Source organism: Streptomyces sp. HUAS MS02 (assembly GCF_055702265.1).
The window spans coordinates 5,270,167-5,285,660 of record NZ_CM146747.1; the positions used below are offsets into that span (position 1 = coordinate 5,270,167).

18 protein-coding genes are annotated in these 15,494 nt (G+C 70.6%); 15 read left to right on the plus strand and 3 right to left on the minus strand.

The genetic code is table 11. The features are described from left to right. Nucleotides 1-66 precede the first annotated feature (66 nt). On the minus strand, nt 67-846 hold the full coding sequence (locus tag ACZ9QC_RS22660; protein ID WP_215456448.1) for a response regulator transcription factor: 780 nt from the start codon (nt 844-846) through the stop codon (nt 67-69). Between the two features lie 159 nt (nt 847-1,005). Between ACZ9QC_RS22660 and ACZ9QC_RS22665 the strand changes: the two genes are divergently transcribed. From ACZ9QC_RS22665 to ACZ9QC_RS22695, 7 genes are all read left to right on the plus strand, one after another. Further along, nucleotides 1,006-1,917, plus strand: a complete 912-nt coding sequence (locus ACZ9QC_RS22665) for an alpha/beta hydrolase (RefSeq protein ID WP_472914792.1) — start codon at nt 1,006-1,008, stop codon at nt 1,915-1,917. Between the two features lie 31 nt (nt 1,918-1,948). Beyond that, entirely contained in the window at nt 1,949-2,203 is a 255-nt protein-coding gene (locus ACZ9QC_RS22670; protein ID WP_184892340.1) for a MoaD/ThiS family protein, read from the plus strand. Nucleotides 2,204-2,213: 10 nt separating this feature from the next. After that, nucleotides 2,214-3,503 carry a hypothetical protein gene (locus tag ACZ9QC_RS22675; RefSeq protein WP_472914793.1) on the plus strand — a complete coding sequence of 430 codons (1,290 nt, stop codon included), beginning with the start codon at nt 2,214-2,216 and terminating at the stop codon, nt 3,501-3,503. A 394-nt stretch (nt 3,504-3,897) separates the two neighbouring features. Continuing rightward, nucleotides 3,898-4,632 (plus strand): LmeA family phospholipid-binding protein, encoded by a 735-nt coding sequence (locus ACZ9QC_RS22680; protein WP_472914794.1) that lies wholly within the window; start codon nt 3,898-3,900, stop codon nt 4,630-4,632. A 454-nt stretch (nt 4,633-5,086) separates the two neighbouring features. Further along, a complete protein-coding gene (locus ACZ9QC_RS22685; protein WP_184892347.1) occupies nt 5,087-5,926 on the plus strand; it encodes a sulfurtransferase in 840 nt (279 codons plus the stop codon). A 112-nt stretch (nt 5,927-6,038) separates the two neighbouring features. After that, nucleotides 6,039-6,329, plus strand: coding sequence for a DUF1416 domain-containing protein (locus tag ACZ9QC_RS22690; protein WP_184892349.1), 291 nt, complete (start codon nt 6,039-6,041; stop codon nt 6,327-6,329). 89 nt (nt 6,330-6,418) lie between these two features. Then, on the plus strand, nt 6,419-6,682 hold the full coding sequence (locus ACZ9QC_RS22695) for a DUF3099 domain-containing protein (protein ID WP_005476872.1): 264 nt from the start codon (nt 6,419-6,421) through the stop codon (nt 6,680-6,682). Between the two features lie 21 nt (nt 6,683-6,703). Here ACZ9QC_RS22695 and ACZ9QC_RS22700 read toward each other — a convergent pair whose 3' ends face one another. Next, nucleotides 6,704-7,066, minus strand: a complete 363-nt coding sequence (locus ACZ9QC_RS22700; protein WP_059084269.1) for a DsrE family protein — start codon at nt 7,064-7,066, stop codon at nt 6,704-6,706. A gap of 228 nt (nt 7,067-7,294) precedes the next feature. On the opposite strand from ACZ9QC_RS22700, the gene ACZ9QC_RS22705 reads away from it, so the two are divergent. From ACZ9QC_RS22705 to ygfZ, 6 genes are all read left to right on the plus strand, one after another. Further along, on the plus strand, nt 7,295-8,062 hold the full coding sequence (locus tag ACZ9QC_RS22705; RefSeq protein ID WP_472914795.1) for a hypothetical protein: 768 nt from the start codon (nt 7,295-7,297) through the stop codon (nt 8,060-8,062). Further along, nucleotides 8,059-8,976, plus strand: a complete 918-nt coding sequence (locus tag ACZ9QC_RS22710; RefSeq protein WP_472914796.1) for a hypothetical protein — start codon at nt 8,059-8,061, stop codon at nt 8,974-8,976. Before ACZ9QC_RS22705 ends, ACZ9QC_RS22710 begins: the two co-directional genes overlap by 4 nt. Continuing rightward, nucleotides 8,973-9,947, plus strand: a complete 975-nt coding sequence (locus ACZ9QC_RS22715; protein WP_472914797.1) for a hypothetical protein — start codon at nt 8,973-8,975, stop codon at nt 9,945-9,947. The genes ACZ9QC_RS22710 and ACZ9QC_RS22715 overlap by 4 nt, the downstream gene beginning before the upstream one ends. A gap of 230 nt (nt 9,948-10,177) precedes the next feature. Continuing rightward, nucleotides 10,178-10,753, plus strand: a complete 576-nt coding sequence (locus ACZ9QC_RS22720) for a heme-binding beta-barrel domain-containing protein (protein ID WP_472914798.1) — start codon at nt 10,178-10,180, stop codon at nt 10,751-10,753. A 302-nt stretch (nt 10,754-11,055) separates the two neighbouring features. Continuing rightward, a complete protein-coding gene (locus tag ACZ9QC_RS22725; protein WP_472914799.1) occupies nt 11,056-11,493 on the plus strand; it encodes a Fur family transcriptional regulator in 438 nt (145 codons plus the stop codon). 10 nt (nt 11,494-11,503) lie between these two features. Next, the gene (ygfZ, locus tag ACZ9QC_RS22730; protein WP_472914800.1) at nt 11,504-12,469 is read left to right on the plus strand and encodes a CAF17-like 4Fe-4S cluster assembly/insertion protein YgfZ; all 966 of its coding nucleotides are present in this window, start codon (nt 11,504-11,506) and stop codon (nt 12,467-12,469) included. A gap of 68 nt (nt 12,470-12,537) precedes the next feature. Here the strand turns inward: ygfZ and dtd are convergent, their stop codons facing one another. Then, complete coding sequence (dtd, locus tag ACZ9QC_RS22735) at nt 12,538-12,963, minus strand: D-aminoacyl-tRNA deacylase (protein ID WP_215457916.1); 426 nt, start codon at nt 12,961-12,963, stop codon at nt 12,538-12,540. 216 nt (nt 12,964-13,179) lie between these two features. Here dtd and ACZ9QC_RS22740 point away from each other — a divergent pair, with 216 nt between their 5' ends. After that, a complete protein-coding gene (locus ACZ9QC_RS22740; RefSeq protein ID WP_472914801.1) occupies nt 13,180-13,824 on the plus strand; it encodes an RsiG family protein in 645 nt (214 codons plus the stop codon). A gap of 276 nt (nt 13,825-14,100) precedes the next feature. Then, nucleotides 14,101-15,366 carry a GNAT family N-acetyltransferase gene (locus tag ACZ9QC_RS22745; RefSeq protein WP_472914802.1) on the plus strand — a complete coding sequence of 422 codons (1,266 nt, stop codon included), beginning with the start codon at nt 14,101-14,103 and terminating at the stop codon, nt 15,364-15,366. Nucleotides 15,367-15,494: the final 128 nt, after the last annotated feature.

The following is a 15,494-nucleotide window of genomic DNA, read 5'->3' on the forward strand; positions in this document are numbered from 1 at the left end:
CTGGGCAGGGCGTACGACGGCGCACCTGTGAGTTACCTGTGCGTACGCCGCCCGGGGTGTCCGTCACTACGCCTCGGCCGGGATCTCCACGGCGTCCAGGGGCGCCGTCTCGTCCGCATCCGCCGCCTTTGAGGGGGCGGCCTTGGCCTTTGCCTCGTCGCCGGCGCGCTCCGCCTTCTCGGGCGTAACGAATCGATAACCGACGTTCCGGACGGTTCCGATCAGCGACTCGTGCTCGGGGCCGAGCTTGGCGCGCAGCCGCCGTACGTGCACGTCGACCGTCCGCGTACCGCCGAAGTAGTCGTAGCCCCAGACCTCCTGGAGCAGCTGTGCGCGGGTGAAGACGCGGCCCGGGTGCTGGGCGAGGTACTTGAGGAGCTCGAACTCCTTGAAGGTGAGGTCGAGGACGCGTCCCTTGAGCTTGGCGCTGTAGGTCGCCTCGTCCACCGAGAGGTCGCCGTTGCGGATCTCCATGGGGGAGTCGTCGTTGACGATCTGCTGCCTGCCCATGGCCAGCCGCAGGCGCGCCTCGACCTCGGCCGGGCCGGCCGTGTCGAGGAGCACGTCGTCGATGCCCCAGTCGGCGGTGACGGCCGCGAGACCGCCCTCGGTCACGACGAGGATGAGGGGGCAGCCGGGCCCGGTGGAGCGCAGCAGCTGACACAGGCTGCGGACCTGCGGCAGGTCACGGCGCCCGTCGATGAGGATGACGTCGGCACCGGGGGTGTCGACGAGGGCCGGGCCTTCCGCCGGGGCCACGCGCACGTTGTGCAACAGCAGGCCGAGGGCCGGAAGCACCTCCGTGGATGGCTGGAGGGCGTTGGTCAGGAGCAGCAGAGAACTCATACGTCTGGTTCCTCCTCGGTCCCTGCGAGGACGCGTGTGGCGGGCGCTCGTACAGCTGCGGTCACCTGGCGTTTTTCCGCTCGTATACAAGCTTGCCTAAAGCACGAAAGGACCCGGGGGCGACATTGCCCGAGTCCTCTGTCCAGCAGAATAGCCCACATGAGTGCTGGTCCGGCAGGTCATGTGACGCGATCTTTCGACATTCCGAACTCTGAGACGGCCGATCGAACCCTTTCGAGGCCGCCGCGAACCCCTTTGCGCAGGTTTCTACGGACTGACGACGGGGTGAATATCGAGGCCGTATACGATCCGAAATCCGTTGTATACAACGGCGCGGACGACACCGGAACTCCACCTTCCGGCCACCTGGCCGACCCCGACGCCGGGCAGCTCGCCCTGGTTGTCGCGCACGGCTTCACCGGCGACGCGGATCGTCCGTATGTTCGAAGAGTGGTGGAGGCGTTCGCCCGCCACGCGTCCGTCGTCACCTTCTCCTTCCGGGGCCACGGAAGATCAGGCGGCCGCTCCACGGTCGGCGACCGCGAGGTGCTCGACCTCGCGGCGGCGGTCCGCTGGGCCCGTGAACTCGGCCACACGCGCGTCGCCACCGTCGGCTTCTCCATGGGCGGCTCGGTCGTCCTGCGGCACGCGGCCCACCCCGACGCGGGCACCGACGCCGTCGTCTCGGTCAGCGCCCCCGCCCGCTGGTACTACCGGGGCACGGCCCCCATGCGCCGGGTCCACTGGCTCATCACCCGCCCCGAGGGCCGCCTCCTCGGCCGCTACGGCTTCCGCACCCGTATCCACCACCGCGACTGGGACCCCGTTCCCCTCTCCCCGGTGGAATCCGTGCCCCTCATCGCCCCGACCCCCCTGCTGATAGTCCACGGCGACCGCGACGGCTATTTCCCGCTCGACCACCCGGAGATGCTGGCCGCGGCGGCGGGTGACGACGGCGAACTCTGGCTGGAACGGGGCATGGGCCACGCGGAGAACGCGGCGAGCCCGGAATTGCTGGGGAGGATCGGGGAGTGGGTGGTGAAGGCGGTCGCGGTCAGGGGCGTAGCCTGACCCCGTCACGACTCATACATGAGGAAAGCAGATGCCAAAGGGCACCGTCCGCTACTGGGCCGCAGCCAAGTCCGCAGCCGGCGTCGCCGAGGAGCCCTACGACGCGGCCACCCTCGCGGACGCCCTGGACGCGGCCCGCGACCGCCACCCCGGCGAACTCGTCCGCGTGCTGCGACGCTGCTCCTTCCTCGTCGACGGAAACCCCGTGGGTACCCGTGCGCATGAGACGGTACGTCTGGCCGAGGGCGGCACGGTCGAGGTGCTCCCGCCGTTCGCAGGAGGGTGACCCCCACATCATGAGCAACCAGCCGTACGGGTACGAGGGCCACCAGGGACAGCAGGGCCACCAGGGACAGTCGGGGCACGGGCACGAGGGGCACCAGGGCTACGACGCGTACCAGCAGCCGCAGCACGCGCAGCCCCATGCGCAGCCGCAGCCGCAGCCGCACTGGCAGGGCTACGACGAGAGCCAGGCCGCCCATGCCCAGCAGTACACCCAGCAGTGGGAGGGCCAGACCTGGGAGACCCAGATCCAGCCGCAGACCCCTCCCGCCGCCGCCAACCTGACGGAGACGGCGTACCTGCCCCAGCAGTCGGCCGCCCCGAGCGGACAGTACGGCGGCGGCCAGTACGCCCCTCAGGCCCAGGTCCAGCACCCCGCCCAGGCGCGGCACCAGACGCACGCACCCCAGTCCCACGCCCCCCATGCCCATGCCCATGCCCATGCCCAGGCCCAGCCTCAGGCGGAGCCCCGGGGGCAGGCCGGTCCGGAGGCCGGTGCGGAACCCGCGCCCGGCTACGGTCCGCCGACCCTCACCGGCAACGCCCGGATCACCGACGCCCAGCGGGCGCGGGCCGAGGGCCGGTCGCCGATCATCGAGCCCGGGATGCAGCCAGCGCTGATCACGGCCGTTCTGGGTCTGCTGCTGGCCGGGGCCGCGGCGGTGGGGGAGTACGCCCTCGCCGTACCCCTCGTCGTCCTCCAGGCCGTGACCGCGGCGGGCTGGTTCCGGCTGAACGGCATGTGGCCGGCCCGGCAGGGCATCGTGCTGGCCTTCGCGGGCGCCCTCGCGGCGGACGCGGCCCTCTTCGCCGCCGGCCGGGAGCACGCGCCCGCCGCGATCCTCGGGACGCTCGGTGTGTGGGTGCTGCTCGGCATCGTGCTGGGGCTGCGCAGCCACGCGGACCCGGACGAGCGGATGTACGGACTGATGGCGACCGTGGCCTCGTCGGCGCTGGCGATCATCGCGACCGGCTATCTGGCGGCCGTGGCGGACGCGGTGACGGTGGGTGGGGTCGCGGTCGCGGTGGCGGTCCTGGCGCGGGCGTTGCCGCTGCCGACGCCGGCCTCGGTGGTCGTGTCGCTGCTGGCGGCGGCGGGGGCGGGGATCGCCGTCGGGGGTGCGACCGGGTTGGGGGCGGCTGGGGCGTTGCTCGGGGGTGGGGCCGGGTTGTGTGCGCTCATCGGCCACCGGGTCGCCGGCTACGACTACCCGTCGCGGTTCGTCCACTTCACCGCGGGTGTGGCCCTGCCGCTGACGGCGGCGGCCCCCGCGGTCTATCTGCTGGGCCGCGCCCTCGCCTGACCCCAGCGTTTGCTCGCCCCCGCCGCCCCTACCCGTCCCATCCCCAGGGGCTGCGCGCCCCTTCGACCCCCGGGTCACAGATTCGGGGCTCCGCCCCGGACCCCGTTCGCGCAGTTCCCCGCGCCCCTGATGGGGGCAGGGGGAACTGCGCGAGAAGCCCCACCGACCCGCGGACGACCGACAAGCGAGCGGGGTCGAAGGGGCGGCAGCCCCTGGGACGGGACGGGTAGGGGCGGCGGGGGCGAGGGACCCGGGAGGCGCGCCGGGGGCTCCTGTCACAGGTGATCAACAACGCACACGAACCCACTCCACCCCGACAGCCCCACGATTACCCTCGGGCAGAACGGCCACCGGCCCGCGGCCGTCAAGCGGACAACGTGGGGAACACCGAGACATGCGCGCACTGCGAATACTTGTCATCGTCGCCGTGATCCTGGGCGGCCTCTTCGTCGCCGCGGACCGCCTGGCCGTCGGTTTCGCCGAGGACGAGGCGGCCCAGCAGTTGAAGGCCAGTGAGGGCCTGACGACCACCCCGGACGTGTCCATCAAGGGCTTCCCCTTCCTCACCCAGGTCGCGGGCGGCGAACTCGACGACGTCGAGGTCGGCATCGAGAACTTCGAGGCGAGCACCGGCAAGCCCGGCGAGAGCATCCGCATCGCCGACCTGCAGGCGAACATGCGCGGCGTCGCCTTCTCCAGCGACTACAGCTCCGCCACGGCCGACAGTGCCAACGGCACCGCGACCATCGGATACGACGAACTCCTCAAGGCCGCCAAGTCGGAGCCCACCGACGTCGGCCTCGGCTTCACCGCCCGCGTCGTCGGCCTCTCCGACGGCGGCAAGGGCAAGATCAAGGTCAACGTCGAGATCGACCCGCCGGCCCTCGACCCCCAGACCGTCTCGGTCCTCAGCAGTGTCAGCGTCAAGGGCGACAGGGTCGAGGTGCAGGCCGACTCCCTGCCCAGCCTGGGCGGAGCCGACCTCGCCGAGAACGTCGTCCGTTCCATCACCGACTTCCAGCAGGCCATCGACGACCTCCCCGGCGGCATCAAGCTCGACAAGGTCGAGGCCGCGCCGGACGGCGTGGAGATCACGGTCAAGGGTTCGAACGTCAAGCTGGCGGGGTAGGACGAGGATCGGCTCGCCCCCTCGTCGGCCGGCGACGGGCCGCGCTTGTCGGCGCCGTCCGCGTCCGCGTCCGAAAGGCGAGACGCCGCCGTCCGTACCGTAGATGTGACGACGGCTACAGGGGCCCGTCGGCCCCGCCACCGCAGCCTCGACAGTCACTTCATCCCACATTCCGGACGATCGCGTCTCAGAATACGACATGCCGGTGACACGCCCGCCTGTCCGTCCCTACGATCGACACTCATGAAGCGACAGGCGGATCTCACGAAGCGGCGGGCAGTAGACCTGTGCCGCGTCGCCGCCATGCTCTGTCGCCCCTTCTGAGCGACGGAATCTGCCGCCGCGTTCCCAGATGCCCGCCCTGTTTCCAGCCAGGGCCCACCCCTGCGCGCCCCCCGGCCGAACCGCCGGAGGCCCCCGCACACCGCCGCAACTGCCCCGGAGGAGAAAGAGCATGAGCCGCAGCGACGTCCTGGTCGACGCCGACTGGGTCGAGGCCAACCTCGACGACCCGAACATCGCCATCGTCGAGGTCGACGAGGACACCACCGCGTACGAGAAGAACCACATCAAGAACGCGATCCGGATCGACTGGACCAAGGACCTCCAGGACCCGGTCCGCCGTGACTTCGTCGACCAGGAGGGCTTCGAGAAGCTCCTGTCGGAGAAGGGCATCGGCAACGACACCCTCGTCGTCCTCTACGGCGGCAACAACAACTGGTTCGCGTCCTACGCCTACTGGTACTTCAAGCTGTACGGCCACGAGAACGTCAAGCTGCTCGACGGTGGCCGCAAGAAGTGGGAGCTCGACGCCCGCGAGCTGACCGACGAGGTGCCGGTGCGCCCCGCCACCGAGTACAAGGCCAAGCCGCAGAACACCGCGATCCGCGCCTTCCGTGACGACGTCGTCGCCGCGATCGGCTCGCAGAACCTGGTCGACGTGCGCTCGCCCGACGAGTTCTCGGGCAAGCTGCTCGCCCCGGCCCACCTGCCGCAGGAGCAGTCGCAGCGTCCGGGCCACGTCCCGTCCGCGCGCAACATCCCGTGGTCGAAGAACGCCAACGACGACGGCACCTTCAAGTCGGACGACGAGCTCAAGGAGCTCTACGCCGAGGAGCAGGTGGACCTGGCGAAGGACACCATCGCCTACTGCCGTATCGGTGAGCGCTCCGCGCTGACCTGGTTCGTCCTGCACGAGCTGCTCGGTGTCGAGAACGTCAAGAACTACGACGGCTCCTGGACCGAGTACGGCAGCCTCGTCGGCGTCCCGATCGAGCTCGGCGCCAACAAGTAAGCACCACCAGCACAAACAGCACAAACAGCACAAACAGCACCACCAGCGGTACCCGCACACCCCGTTCGTCCCGACCGGCCTTCCTCCGGTCAGACCCCTTATGGAGAAAGACATGTGTGGAGCGAAGGCCGGCGGCCCGGACGCCTCGACGATCAAGCCCGGTGAGACCACGATCCAGGGTCAGGTGACCCGCGACGGCGAGCCGGTGACGGGCTACGTCCGTCTGCTGGACTCGACCGGCGAGTTCACGGCGGAGGTCCCGACCTCCGCGACGGGCCAGTTCCGCTTCTACGCGGCCGAGGGCACCTGGACCGTCCGCGCGCTCGTCCCCGGCGGCACCGCCGACCGGACCGTCGTCGTCGCCGAGAAGGGCGGCCTGGCGGAGGTCGCGATCGCCGTCTGAGGCGGTGGTTCCGATACGGCGGAGGGCCGTACCCAGGATGTCCGAACCGGGGTACGGCCCTCCGCCGTGCGCGGGCCTACGCTGGAGACATGTACGCCCGCCGGCGTCACGCCTACTTCGCCATGATGGGTACGTGCCTGGCCCTCTTCGTTCTGGCCTGGGGCGTCGTACGCCTCTGGTCGGTCCCGGTGGCGGTCGGCATGTGCGTGGTCGCCATGGTCATCCCGCCGCTCGCCGCGGTCGTCGCCAACCGGCGCGGCCCCGACGACCGCTGGTGGGACGACCCCTCCGGCGACCCGAAGTCCGACGAGTGGTGGGACGAACTGGACGGCAGGAGACGGCCCAGGCCGTAGCCGGGCGAAGGCCCTCGGCGCTCAGTAGACGAGTGCCTGGGCGTCGTCCGCCAGCGCCTCCTGCACGAACACTTGCGCCCCCGCGATCCGGACGCCCTCGATGACGTCCTTCTCGGTGATGTCGCGGCGGGCGGCGCACTGCGTGCACAGGGTGAGCCGGCCGCCCGCGAGAACCGAGTCGAGAAGGTCGGGGAGCGGGGCGGCGTGCGGCAGTTCGAACTCGGCGGCCCGGCCCGGCAGCGCGAACCACGCGGACTCGCCGGTCAGCCACAGGGACACCTCCACCCCGCTGGCCACGGCCACCGCCGCCACCGTGAACGCCTGCGAGCACCGCTCGGGAGCGTCCGCTCCCGCCGTCACCTTGATCACGAGCTTCTTCGCCATGGATCGAATGGTAGTCCGAATCGTGATCATTTCCGGGGCAACCCTGTGCCGGTGTCCGTGGTCTCCTGTCCGCTGATACGCGTTCCGTGCTTCATGTGTGATGGGGGAAACGTCTTGGAACCAGGGGAAAGACCCGAAGCGCCGGGGGCTTCCGAAGCGCCGCGGGCTTCTGCGACCCCCGGGGTGTCGGTCGACCATGACGCGATCGTCTCGCCGACAGCGCCCTTGATGCCCATGACGCTTGAGGTGCCCGTGGGGCCCGAGGTGCCTGCGGCGCCCGTCGCGCGCACGCGACGTAGGGGACGTACGGCGCTGCTGATCTCCGCCGCGGCCGTACTGGGGCTGGTGGCCGGGACCTGTGCCGGTTATCTGGTGCAGGCCGACCGGGAGCCCACCGCGCTGCCCCCGCTCTCGCAGCCGTCGCTGAAGCGGGCCGACGGCGAAGGGCCGGAGCCGCTGTCCGCCGCTCGCGACCCCAAGGTGAGGACCGAGGGCGACCTGCGCGAACTGTTGCTGGACAAGCCGCGTGGCACACGTGAGCTCCCCCTCCGGGGAGAGACCGACGGCTGGCTCGATCTGGCTGGTCTGGCCGGCTACTACAAGAAGCCCGCCGGAGCCTTCATCGACCTCGTCGACGGGGAGTTCCGCCGTGCGGCGATCACCGGCTGGGCCAAGGGCTCGACGGGTGTCGTGGAGATCCGCCTCGTGCAGTTCCACCAGGAGGAGCAGCTGGGCGCGGCGGATTTCGCCGACGGCGCGTACTACTGGGCCGGTCAGGACGCGGACACCGACAGCTGGCCCGTCCCCGGTACCGGCGACGGCATGGCCTATGTGCGCAACACCCCGCACACGGAGCCCGGCTACCAGCCGTTCTACGTGGCCGAGGCGTTCGCCTGGCGCGGCGACATCATGATGTCGATCTGGGTCAGCGACACCCGGCCCCTGTCCAAGAAGAAGATCATGGACCTGGCCGAGCGACAGATGGAGCGGCTGTGAGCGAGAACCCGCAGGACCGCGCGGACGCCGCTCCCGACACCGCGCCCACGGGCGCAGCGGCCACCGACATCGCGGCCATCGGCGCCACGGCCCCCGCGGGCGGGCTGATCGGAGACGTCGAACCGGAGGGCGGGACGACCGTCGTGGCCGCCCCGACGGCGCGGAAGCGGATGAGCCCGGGCCGTCTCGCCGCCGTCGCCGGCTCGGTGCTGCTGGCCGTCTCGGTCGTCGCCGGAGTCTGCTTCACCGTGGTGAACGTGCAGAACGCCGACCGCGACGCGGGCGCGCCCGTCTGGAAACTGCCGAAAACAGAGAAGGAGAAGGCCGAGAAGACGGCCGTCACCGGCGGCTCCTCCGGGCTGGCCGGGATGCTCGTGCCGTACGACGATGATTGGACCCGGGGTCCCGACATCGGCGGGTTCGGCTCGGACTCCGCGCTCGACGGCGGCGAGGCAGCGGCGCTGCGCAAGGAGTCCCTGAGCGACCTGCCCCGTTCCGAGCGGCGCCGACTGGCCCGGCAGATCGACAAGCAGGACATCCAGGGCCTGGCGATGCGCAGCTATCTCGGCGATGGCGGCTCGTACTACCAGGAGGACCCCTTCACCGTCAGCGTCGAACTCGTCCGGATGGACAGGAAGGCGGCCCGGGACAGCGCCGCCTTCCAGAAGGCCTTCATCGAGATCCTGGACGTGTTCCGCAAGGGCCCCGAGATCGAGGGCTACAAGAAAGCGCACTGCTTCCTGCCGCCGAAGGAGGCGGACCTGAAGATCGACGCGATGCTCTGTCAGGCGGTCCAGGGGGACGTCGTCGTCACCGTGAACGCCTACGGCGTCAGACCGCTGGACACCAAGAAGGTCGCGCGGCTCGTCCGGGAGCAGCTCGACCGGATCACCGAGCCGGGGGAGGCGGTATGACCGAGAAGACGGAACAGCCACAGCGGGCGACGGTGGCCCCGGCACCCGCGCCCCCGGCGCCGCTCGACGTGTCGCCGCCGCCGGAGACGCGGACGACGGCCCAGGCGGTGGCGCAGACAGAGGCACAGACGGATGCGCAGACGGAGGCGAGGACTGAGACGGGGCCTGCGGCCGGAACCGGTACGGCTCCGCGCAGGGATCGCCGGGCACTCCGAGGGCTCCGGGCGGCTCTGCGGTGGACGGCCGCCCTCGTGGTGTTCGCCTCGGTCGGCGCGGCCACCGGGTACGGGATCACGCGGATGGAGCGTACGGACGTACCGGGACTCGCGACCGAGCCGGACGGCCGCTGGGAGTACCCCGAGCTGACTCTCCCCCCGCTGCCCTCCGGCAGCCCGGCCCCCTTCGCCGAAGAGAACAAGGCCGGCGCGCACTACGCCGACCTGCGCGAACTCGTACTCCCCGCGCCGAAAGGGGCGAAGGCCGACAAGGCACTCGCCGGTGCCGACGGCTGGCTGCCGGCCGAGGACTTCCTCAAGGAGTACGAACCGGAGGACGACCTGGACAGCCTCGGGCAGATGTTCACCGACCACGGGCTGCGCCACGTCGCCGCCCGGGGCTGGACCATGCCCGACGGCACGCACACACGGATCTATCTGCTGCGATTCGGTACGGCGGCCGTCGCGGACGCGCTGTACTCGGACAAGCTGACCGACTACAACAGCCCGCGTTACGTCGTCCGGGGGTCGGACGGGGTGTTCAGCCGGGACGAGGACTTCGCCCCCCGCTCCGACCTTGCCGACGTCGAGCGTGCCGCCTACGTCGAGGGCAAGCCGTACGGCAAGGAACAGGTCCGCCAGGCATACCTCTCGGCGGGCGATACCCTCGCGCTGATCGTGCAGTCCCGGAAGGGCGGCACCGAGGCCCTGCCCTTCCAGCAGACCGTGGTGCTGCAGAGCCAGTTGCTGAGCTGACGCCCGCGGAGCCGGAAGGGGACCACCTCACGGCGAGGCCCCGGCCCCGGCCGCGTAAGCTGGGGCCCGGCCTTGTGCAGTACCGAACCCCGCTCATCCGAGGAGCACCCCGTGGAACTCTTCTTCGAAATCCTGCTGGTCCTGGTCGCCGTCGGCGTTCTCGCCTTCGCCGGTCTGACCGTGAAGAAGCTGTACCAGGGCCAGCGCTGACCCACTGCTAGGAAGAACCGATGATCGAGATCCCGTCCGACCTGCACAAGGACCTCGTCCCCCTCGCCTTTCTGCTCGGCGACTGGGCGGGCGCGGGCGTCCACGACTTCCCCGGTGCGGAGAAGTGCAACTTCGGCCAGGAGATCACCTTCTCCCACGACGGCCGGGACTTCCTGGAGTACCACTCCCACACCTGGGTGCTGGACAAGGACGGCAACAAGGTCCGTCCGCTGGAGACCGAGTCCGGGTTCTGGCGCATCGACGCCGACCGCAAGGTCGAGATCGTCATGACCCGTGACGACGGTGTCGTCGAGGTCTGGTACGGCGAGCTGGCCAAGCAGAAGCCGCAGATCGACGTGGTCACGGACGCGGTCGCCCGCACGGCGGCCTCCGGCCCCTACAGCGGCGGCAAGCGGCTCTACGGCTACGTGAACAGCGACCTGATGTGGGTCGGCGAGAAGGCCACCCCCGATGTCGAGCTGCGCCCCTACATGTCCGCGCACCTGAAGAAGGTCGTCACCCCCGAGGACGTCGAACGCTGGGCGAAGGCCCTCCCGGACGACATGCCGGACGACGGCATCGCCTTCTTCAAGTAGCGCGCGAGACGTCTCAGCAGGCGGAGGCACCAGAAGTGACCCTGCGCTCCTGCAACGAGGCGGCGAACCGGCTCGCGGTCTGTCTGGGCAGCCCGCACTCCATGTGCTGCGGAAGGTGGCGGATTCCGACCACGTTTCGTACGGGGGCGGCTCAGCCGTTTGATGATCGCTGCCTGTCCTGGCGATTCGACACCACCACGGTGTCGAATCGGACCACCGGTGGGCGATTGAAGAGCGTCGATGACCTGAGCGCAAACCCGGGACGGCTCCCTGGGTGGCTGGCGTAGTTCTAGACTCGACGTGTGGTGAGCACCGACTGGAAGAGTGATCTCAGGCAGCGTGGCTACCGGCTGACGCCGCAGCGGCAGCTCGTGCTCGAAGCCGTGGACACCCTGGAGCACGCGACTCCCGACGACATCCTCGGGGAAGTGCGGAAGACCGCGTCGGGGGTCAACATCTCCACGGTCTACCGGACCCTTGAACTCCTGGAGGAGCTCGGGCTGGTCAGCCACGCCCACCTGGGGCACGGGGCGCCGACGTACCACCTCGCCGACCGGCACCACCACATCCATCTGGTCTGCCGGGACTGCGAGAACGTCATCGAGGCGGACGTGGGCGTGGCGGCGGCGTTCACGGCCCAGCTGCGCGAGACCTTCGGGTTCGACACCGACATGAAGCACTTCGCGATCTTCGGCCGGTGCGAGAACTGCACACTCAAGGCTTCAAATACCAAGTCGTAGGCTTAGGCATATGAAAAGCCCTCTGCTGTCCCTGCCTGGCGCCGTCCCCGCCGAGGGTGTGGACGACGGCGTCGCCGCCCACTACGGCGACCTGTTCCGTGAACAGCGCGCCCTCGCCGACGGCACCGGATTCGTCGACCTCTCCCACCGGGGCGTGATCACCGTCTCCGGCGAGGACCGGCTCAGCTGGCTGCACCTGCTGCTCACCCAGCACGTCAGCGAGCTGCCCACCGGCGAGGCCACCGAGGCGCTGATCCTCTCCGCCAACGGTCACATCGAGCACGCGCTGTACCTGGTCGACGACGGCACGACCGTCTGGGCGCACATCGAGCCCGGCACCCGGGACGCGCTGCTCGCCTACCTGGAGTCGATGAAGTTCTTCTACCGGGTCGAAGTGGCCGACCGCACGGGCGACTTCGCGGTCGTCCACCTCCCGGCCGGTTCGATCGCCGAGGTCCCGGAGGGCACGGTCGTCCGCGAGACGCCGTACGGCCGTGATCTGTTCCTGCCGCGCGCGGACCTGGAGTCGTACGCGGAGAAGGCCGGCCCCGCCGCCGGTCTGCTCGCGTACGAGGCGCTGCGGGTCGAGCACCACCGGCCCCGCCTCGGCTTCGAGACCGACCACCGCACGATCCCGCACGAGCTGGGCTGGATCGGCACGGCCGTGCACCTGCAGAAGGGCTGCTACCGGGGCCAGGAGACCGTTGCCCGGGTCCAGAACCTCGGCAAGCCCCCGCGCCGCCTCGTCTTCCTCCACCTGGACGGCAGCGAGGTGCACCTCCCGCCGCGCGGCGCGGAGATCCGGCTCGCGGACGACGGCCCCGACGGCCGCAAGCTCGGCTTCATCACCACGTCCGTACGCCACCACGAACTGGGGCCCGTGGCGCTGGCCCTGGTCAAGCGCAACATCCCGGTCGACGCGAGGCTGATGGCCGACACCACGGCGGCGGCGCAGGAGGTCGTGGTCGAGCCGTAGGCGGCCCTCGGACGCCTCACATCCCCACCAGTCCCCACCAGCGCGCGTCACATCTCCACCACCGCGCGTCACATCTCCAACAGCACCGTGAACGGGCCGTCGTTCGTCAGGGACACCCGCATGGACGCGCCGAACCGTCCCGTGGCCACCGTCGCCCCCAGCGCCCGCAGCTGTGCGACGACCTCGTCCACCAGCGGTTCGGCGACGTCACCGGGCGCCGCCGCGTTCCACGTCGGCCGCCGGCCCTTGCGCGCGTCCCCGTACAGCGTGAACTGGCTGATCACCAGCAGCGGCGCGTCCACGTCGCTGCACGACTTCTCGTCGTGCAGCATCCGCACGGACCACAGTTTGCGCGCCAGCTGCGCCGCCTTCTCCTTGGTGTCGTCGTGCGTCACCCCCACGAGGACGCACAGCCCCTCGCCCTCGATCGCACCGACCGTCTCACCGTCCACGACGACGCTCGCGCCGTCGACCCTCTGCACCACCGCACGCATGCCGACCATGATGCCGCCGTCGTCCATCAGCCGTACGCGAGGGGGTCCCCCTTACGGGGGGTTTGTGATCTCGGGGGTTTGAAGAGCGCTTTGCCCGGTCTTTCTCATTGATCCATTACCGCCCATCTGGGGTGGATCGCGGGGACTCGGTCACAAAGTGGCCACGGAGAGTGGCACGATGCTCACACACACCGGTCGAGGGGACGGTTGAGGCGCATGAGCACATCGAGTACCGGGCAGCCCCCGGGCACTGCGACATTTACCCGTACGACGCCGGGGCCCGGCCCCGGCGTCCGTCGGCCACCGGTTCAGCGTACGGACAGCGGACCACTGCCGCCGCCGGACCCGGCCGAGCCCGAACTGTCCCGGCTGCGGCTGCCCGAACTGCGCACCCTGCGCCGGGACGCCCAGCGGGACGAGGCCGACCTCAGCTATCTGCGGCGGCTGCTCCAGGGCCGTATCGACATCCTGCGCGCCGAACTGACCCGCAGGGGCGGTGCGGCGGCCGACTCCGGGGCCCCGGGCTCGGCGGAGCCCTCGGCGCTCGTCGACCGGCTCTCGGCGATCCTCACGGACGCGCCGGCCCGGCAGCGGTCCTCGGCCCGCCATGTCACCGTGGGCACGCCGCGCGGCGAGGAGTACCGGCGGCTGGCCGCCGAGATGCTGGACGAGGTCGAACTCTCCGACCTCCAGGCCCGCACCGACGAGGAACTCACGGCGGGCCTCGCCCGTCTGGTCCACCACGAGCAGCAGATCTCCGGCCGCCGCCAGCACCTGCAGCGCACGGCCGACGACTGCAGCGCGGAGATGGCCCGCCGCTACCGGGAGGGTGAGGCTCAGGTGGACGATCTGCTGACGTAGCGGGCGGGTGTTGTTGTCGGTGCGGGTGCGGGTGCGGGTGCGGGTGAGTGGGGGCTGGTCGCGCAGTTCCCCGTGCCCCTGAAGGTGCCTTCGGCCCTTCATCGAAAAGCATGGGGCGCAGCCCCTGCTTTTCAGGGGCGCGGGGAACTGCGCGAGAAGCCCCACCGGGCCCGCGGACGGGGTCGAAGGGGCACCGCCCCTGGGGTTGGGACGGGTAGGGGCGGCGGGGGCGGAAAACCCGGAGACAGCGCGCCGCCACCCCCCTAGCGTGACCCCATGAGCCCCTCCCACGACACAGCCGTACGCCCCGTCACCGAGGACGAGATCCCGGCCTGGCTGAACGCTCTGAACACAGGTTTCCTCCGAGCCCCGGAGACCCTGACCCCCCAGGAGCTCAAGGACCGCTCGTTCCACATAGACCCGTCCCGAACGCTCGCCGCGTTCGACCCGACCGCCCCCACCGACCAGCCCGTGGCGACCTTCCGCTCCTTCCCCCAGGAGCTCACCGCCGTCGGCGGCCGCACCGTCCCCGCCGACGCCATCACGAACGTCACCGTCAGCCCCACCCACCGCCGCCGAGGCCTGCTCACCCGGATGATGGCCCACGACCTGGCCGCCGCGAGGGACCGCGGTGACGTCGTCGCGACCCTGATCGCCGCCGAGTACCCCATCTACGGCCGCTACGGCTTCGGCCCCGCCACCTGGACCACGGAGTGGACCATCGACGTCCCCCGCACCGGCCTGGACCCCCGCTGGTCCGGCCCGGCGGACGGCGGCCGGGTCGACCTCGTCGACGGCGCGGCCGTACGCGCGCTAGGCCCCGCCCTCCACGACCGCCTGCGCGCCGCGCAACCCGGCGCGGTGAGCCGCGACGAGCGCTGGTGGCGGATCAACACCGGTGACCTGCGTGTGTCCGGCTCCTGGACCGAGCCGTTCTACGCGGTGTACCGCTCGGCGGCCGGCGAGGTCGAGGGCATGGTCTCGTACGAGGCGGACGACACCTGGCAGATGAAGCAGCCGCAGAACACGGCCGACGTCAACTGGCTGATCGCGACGAGTCCGGCCGCCGAGCGCGCCCTGTGGCACTACCTCTGCTCGATCGACTGGATCACCAAGGTCAAGTGCGGCTGGCGGGCGCCCGACGACCTCCTGCCGCACTTCTTCCCCGACCCGCGCGCCGTGAGCGTCACCACCCACGCGGACTGGATGTGGGTACGGATCCTGGACGTCGTACGGGCGCTGGAGGCGCGGACGTACGCGGGGACCGGGACGCTGGTGCTGGAGGTCGTGGACCGGGGAGGCTTCGCGGACGGGCGGTACCGGCTGGACGCGGGCCCGGACGGGGCGAGTTGTGTGCCGACGAGCGAGGACGGCGACCTCGTCCTGGAAGCCGGGGACCTGGCGACGCTGTGGCTGGGCGACGAGTCGGCCGCACGGCTCACCGCGCTGGGCCGGGCCCGGGAACAGCGGAAGGGCGCCGCCGCCATGGCCGACGCCCTGCTGCGGACGTCCAGGCGCCCGTGGTGCCCGGACATCTTCTGACCTTTCTGGGTGAGGGTGCGCGTATCCGTAGCTGTTCAGTTGTGGCTGCGCATTCAGTTGTGGCTGAGCCATTCAGTTGTGACGGTGCGGACCGGTCGAACTCCCGGCTCCCCTCCGGAAGGGAGGTC

What these genes read in the sequence shown, in the direction of transcription:
- ACZ9QC_RS22745 (WP_472914802.1), top strand. Translation starts at nt 14,101, where the DNA reads ATGAGCCCCTCCCACGACACAGCCGTACGCCCCGTCACCGAGGACGAG.
- ACZ9QC_RS22680 (WP_472914794.1), top strand. Translation starts at nt 3,898, where the DNA reads ATGCGCGCACTGCGAATACTTGTCATCGTCGCCGTGATCCTGGGCGGC.
- ygfZ (WP_472914800.1), top strand. Translation starts at nt 11,504, where the DNA reads ATGAAAAGCCCTCTGCTGTCCCTGCCTGGCGCCGTCCCCGCCGAGGGT.
- ACZ9QC_RS22675 (WP_472914793.1), top strand. Translation starts at nt 2,214, where the DNA reads ATGAGCAACCAGCCGTACGGGTACGAGGGCCACCAGGGACAGCAGGGC.
- ACZ9QC_RS22715 (WP_472914797.1), top strand. Translation starts at nt 8,973, where the DNA reads ATGACCGAGAAGACGGAACAGCCACAGCGGGCGACGGTGGCCCCGGCA.
- ACZ9QC_RS22695 (WP_005476872.1), top strand. Translation starts at nt 6,419, where the DNA reads ATGTACGCCCGCCGGCGTCACGCCTACTTCGCCATGATGGGTACGTGC.
- ACZ9QC_RS22665 (WP_472914792.1), top strand. Translation starts at nt 1,006, where the DNA reads ATGAGTGCTGGTCCGGCAGGTCATGTGACGCGATCTTTCGACATTCCG.
- ACZ9QC_RS22700 (WP_059084269.1), bottom strand. Translation starts at nt 7,066, where the DNA reads ATGGCGAAGAAGCTCGTGATCAAGGTGACGGCGGGAGCGGACGCTCCC.
- dtd (WP_215457916.1), bottom strand. Translation starts at nt 12,963, where the DNA reads ATGCGTGCGGTGGTGCAGAGGGTCGACGGCGCGAGCGTCGTCGTGGAC.
- ACZ9QC_RS22685 (WP_184892347.1), top strand. Translation starts at nt 5,087, where the DNA reads ATGAGCCGCAGCGACGTCCTGGTCGACGCCGACTGGGTCGAGGCCAAC.
- ACZ9QC_RS22720 (WP_472914798.1), top strand. Translation starts at nt 10,178, where the DNA reads ATGATCGAGATCCCGTCCGACCTGCACAAGGACCTCGTCCCCCTCGCC.
- ACZ9QC_RS22670 (WP_184892340.1), top strand. Translation starts at nt 1,949, where the DNA reads ATGCCAAAGGGCACCGTCCGCTACTGGGCCGCAGCCAAGTCCGCAGCC.
- ACZ9QC_RS22660 (WP_215456448.1), bottom strand. Translation starts at nt 846, where the DNA reads ATGAGTTCTCTGCTGCTCCTGACCAACGCCCTCCAGCCATCCACGGAG.
- ACZ9QC_RS22740 (WP_472914801.1), top strand. Translation starts at nt 13,180, where the DNA reads ATGAGCACATCGAGTACCGGGCAGCCCCCGGGCACTGCGACATTTACC.
- ACZ9QC_RS22705 (WP_472914795.1), top strand. Translation starts at nt 7,295, where the DNA reads ATGCCCATGACGCTTGAGGTGCCCGTGGGGCCCGAGGTGCCTGCGGCG.
- ACZ9QC_RS22690 (WP_184892349.1), top strand. Translation starts at nt 6,039, where the DNA reads ATGTGTGGAGCGAAGGCCGGCGGCCCGGACGCCTCGACGATCAAGCCC.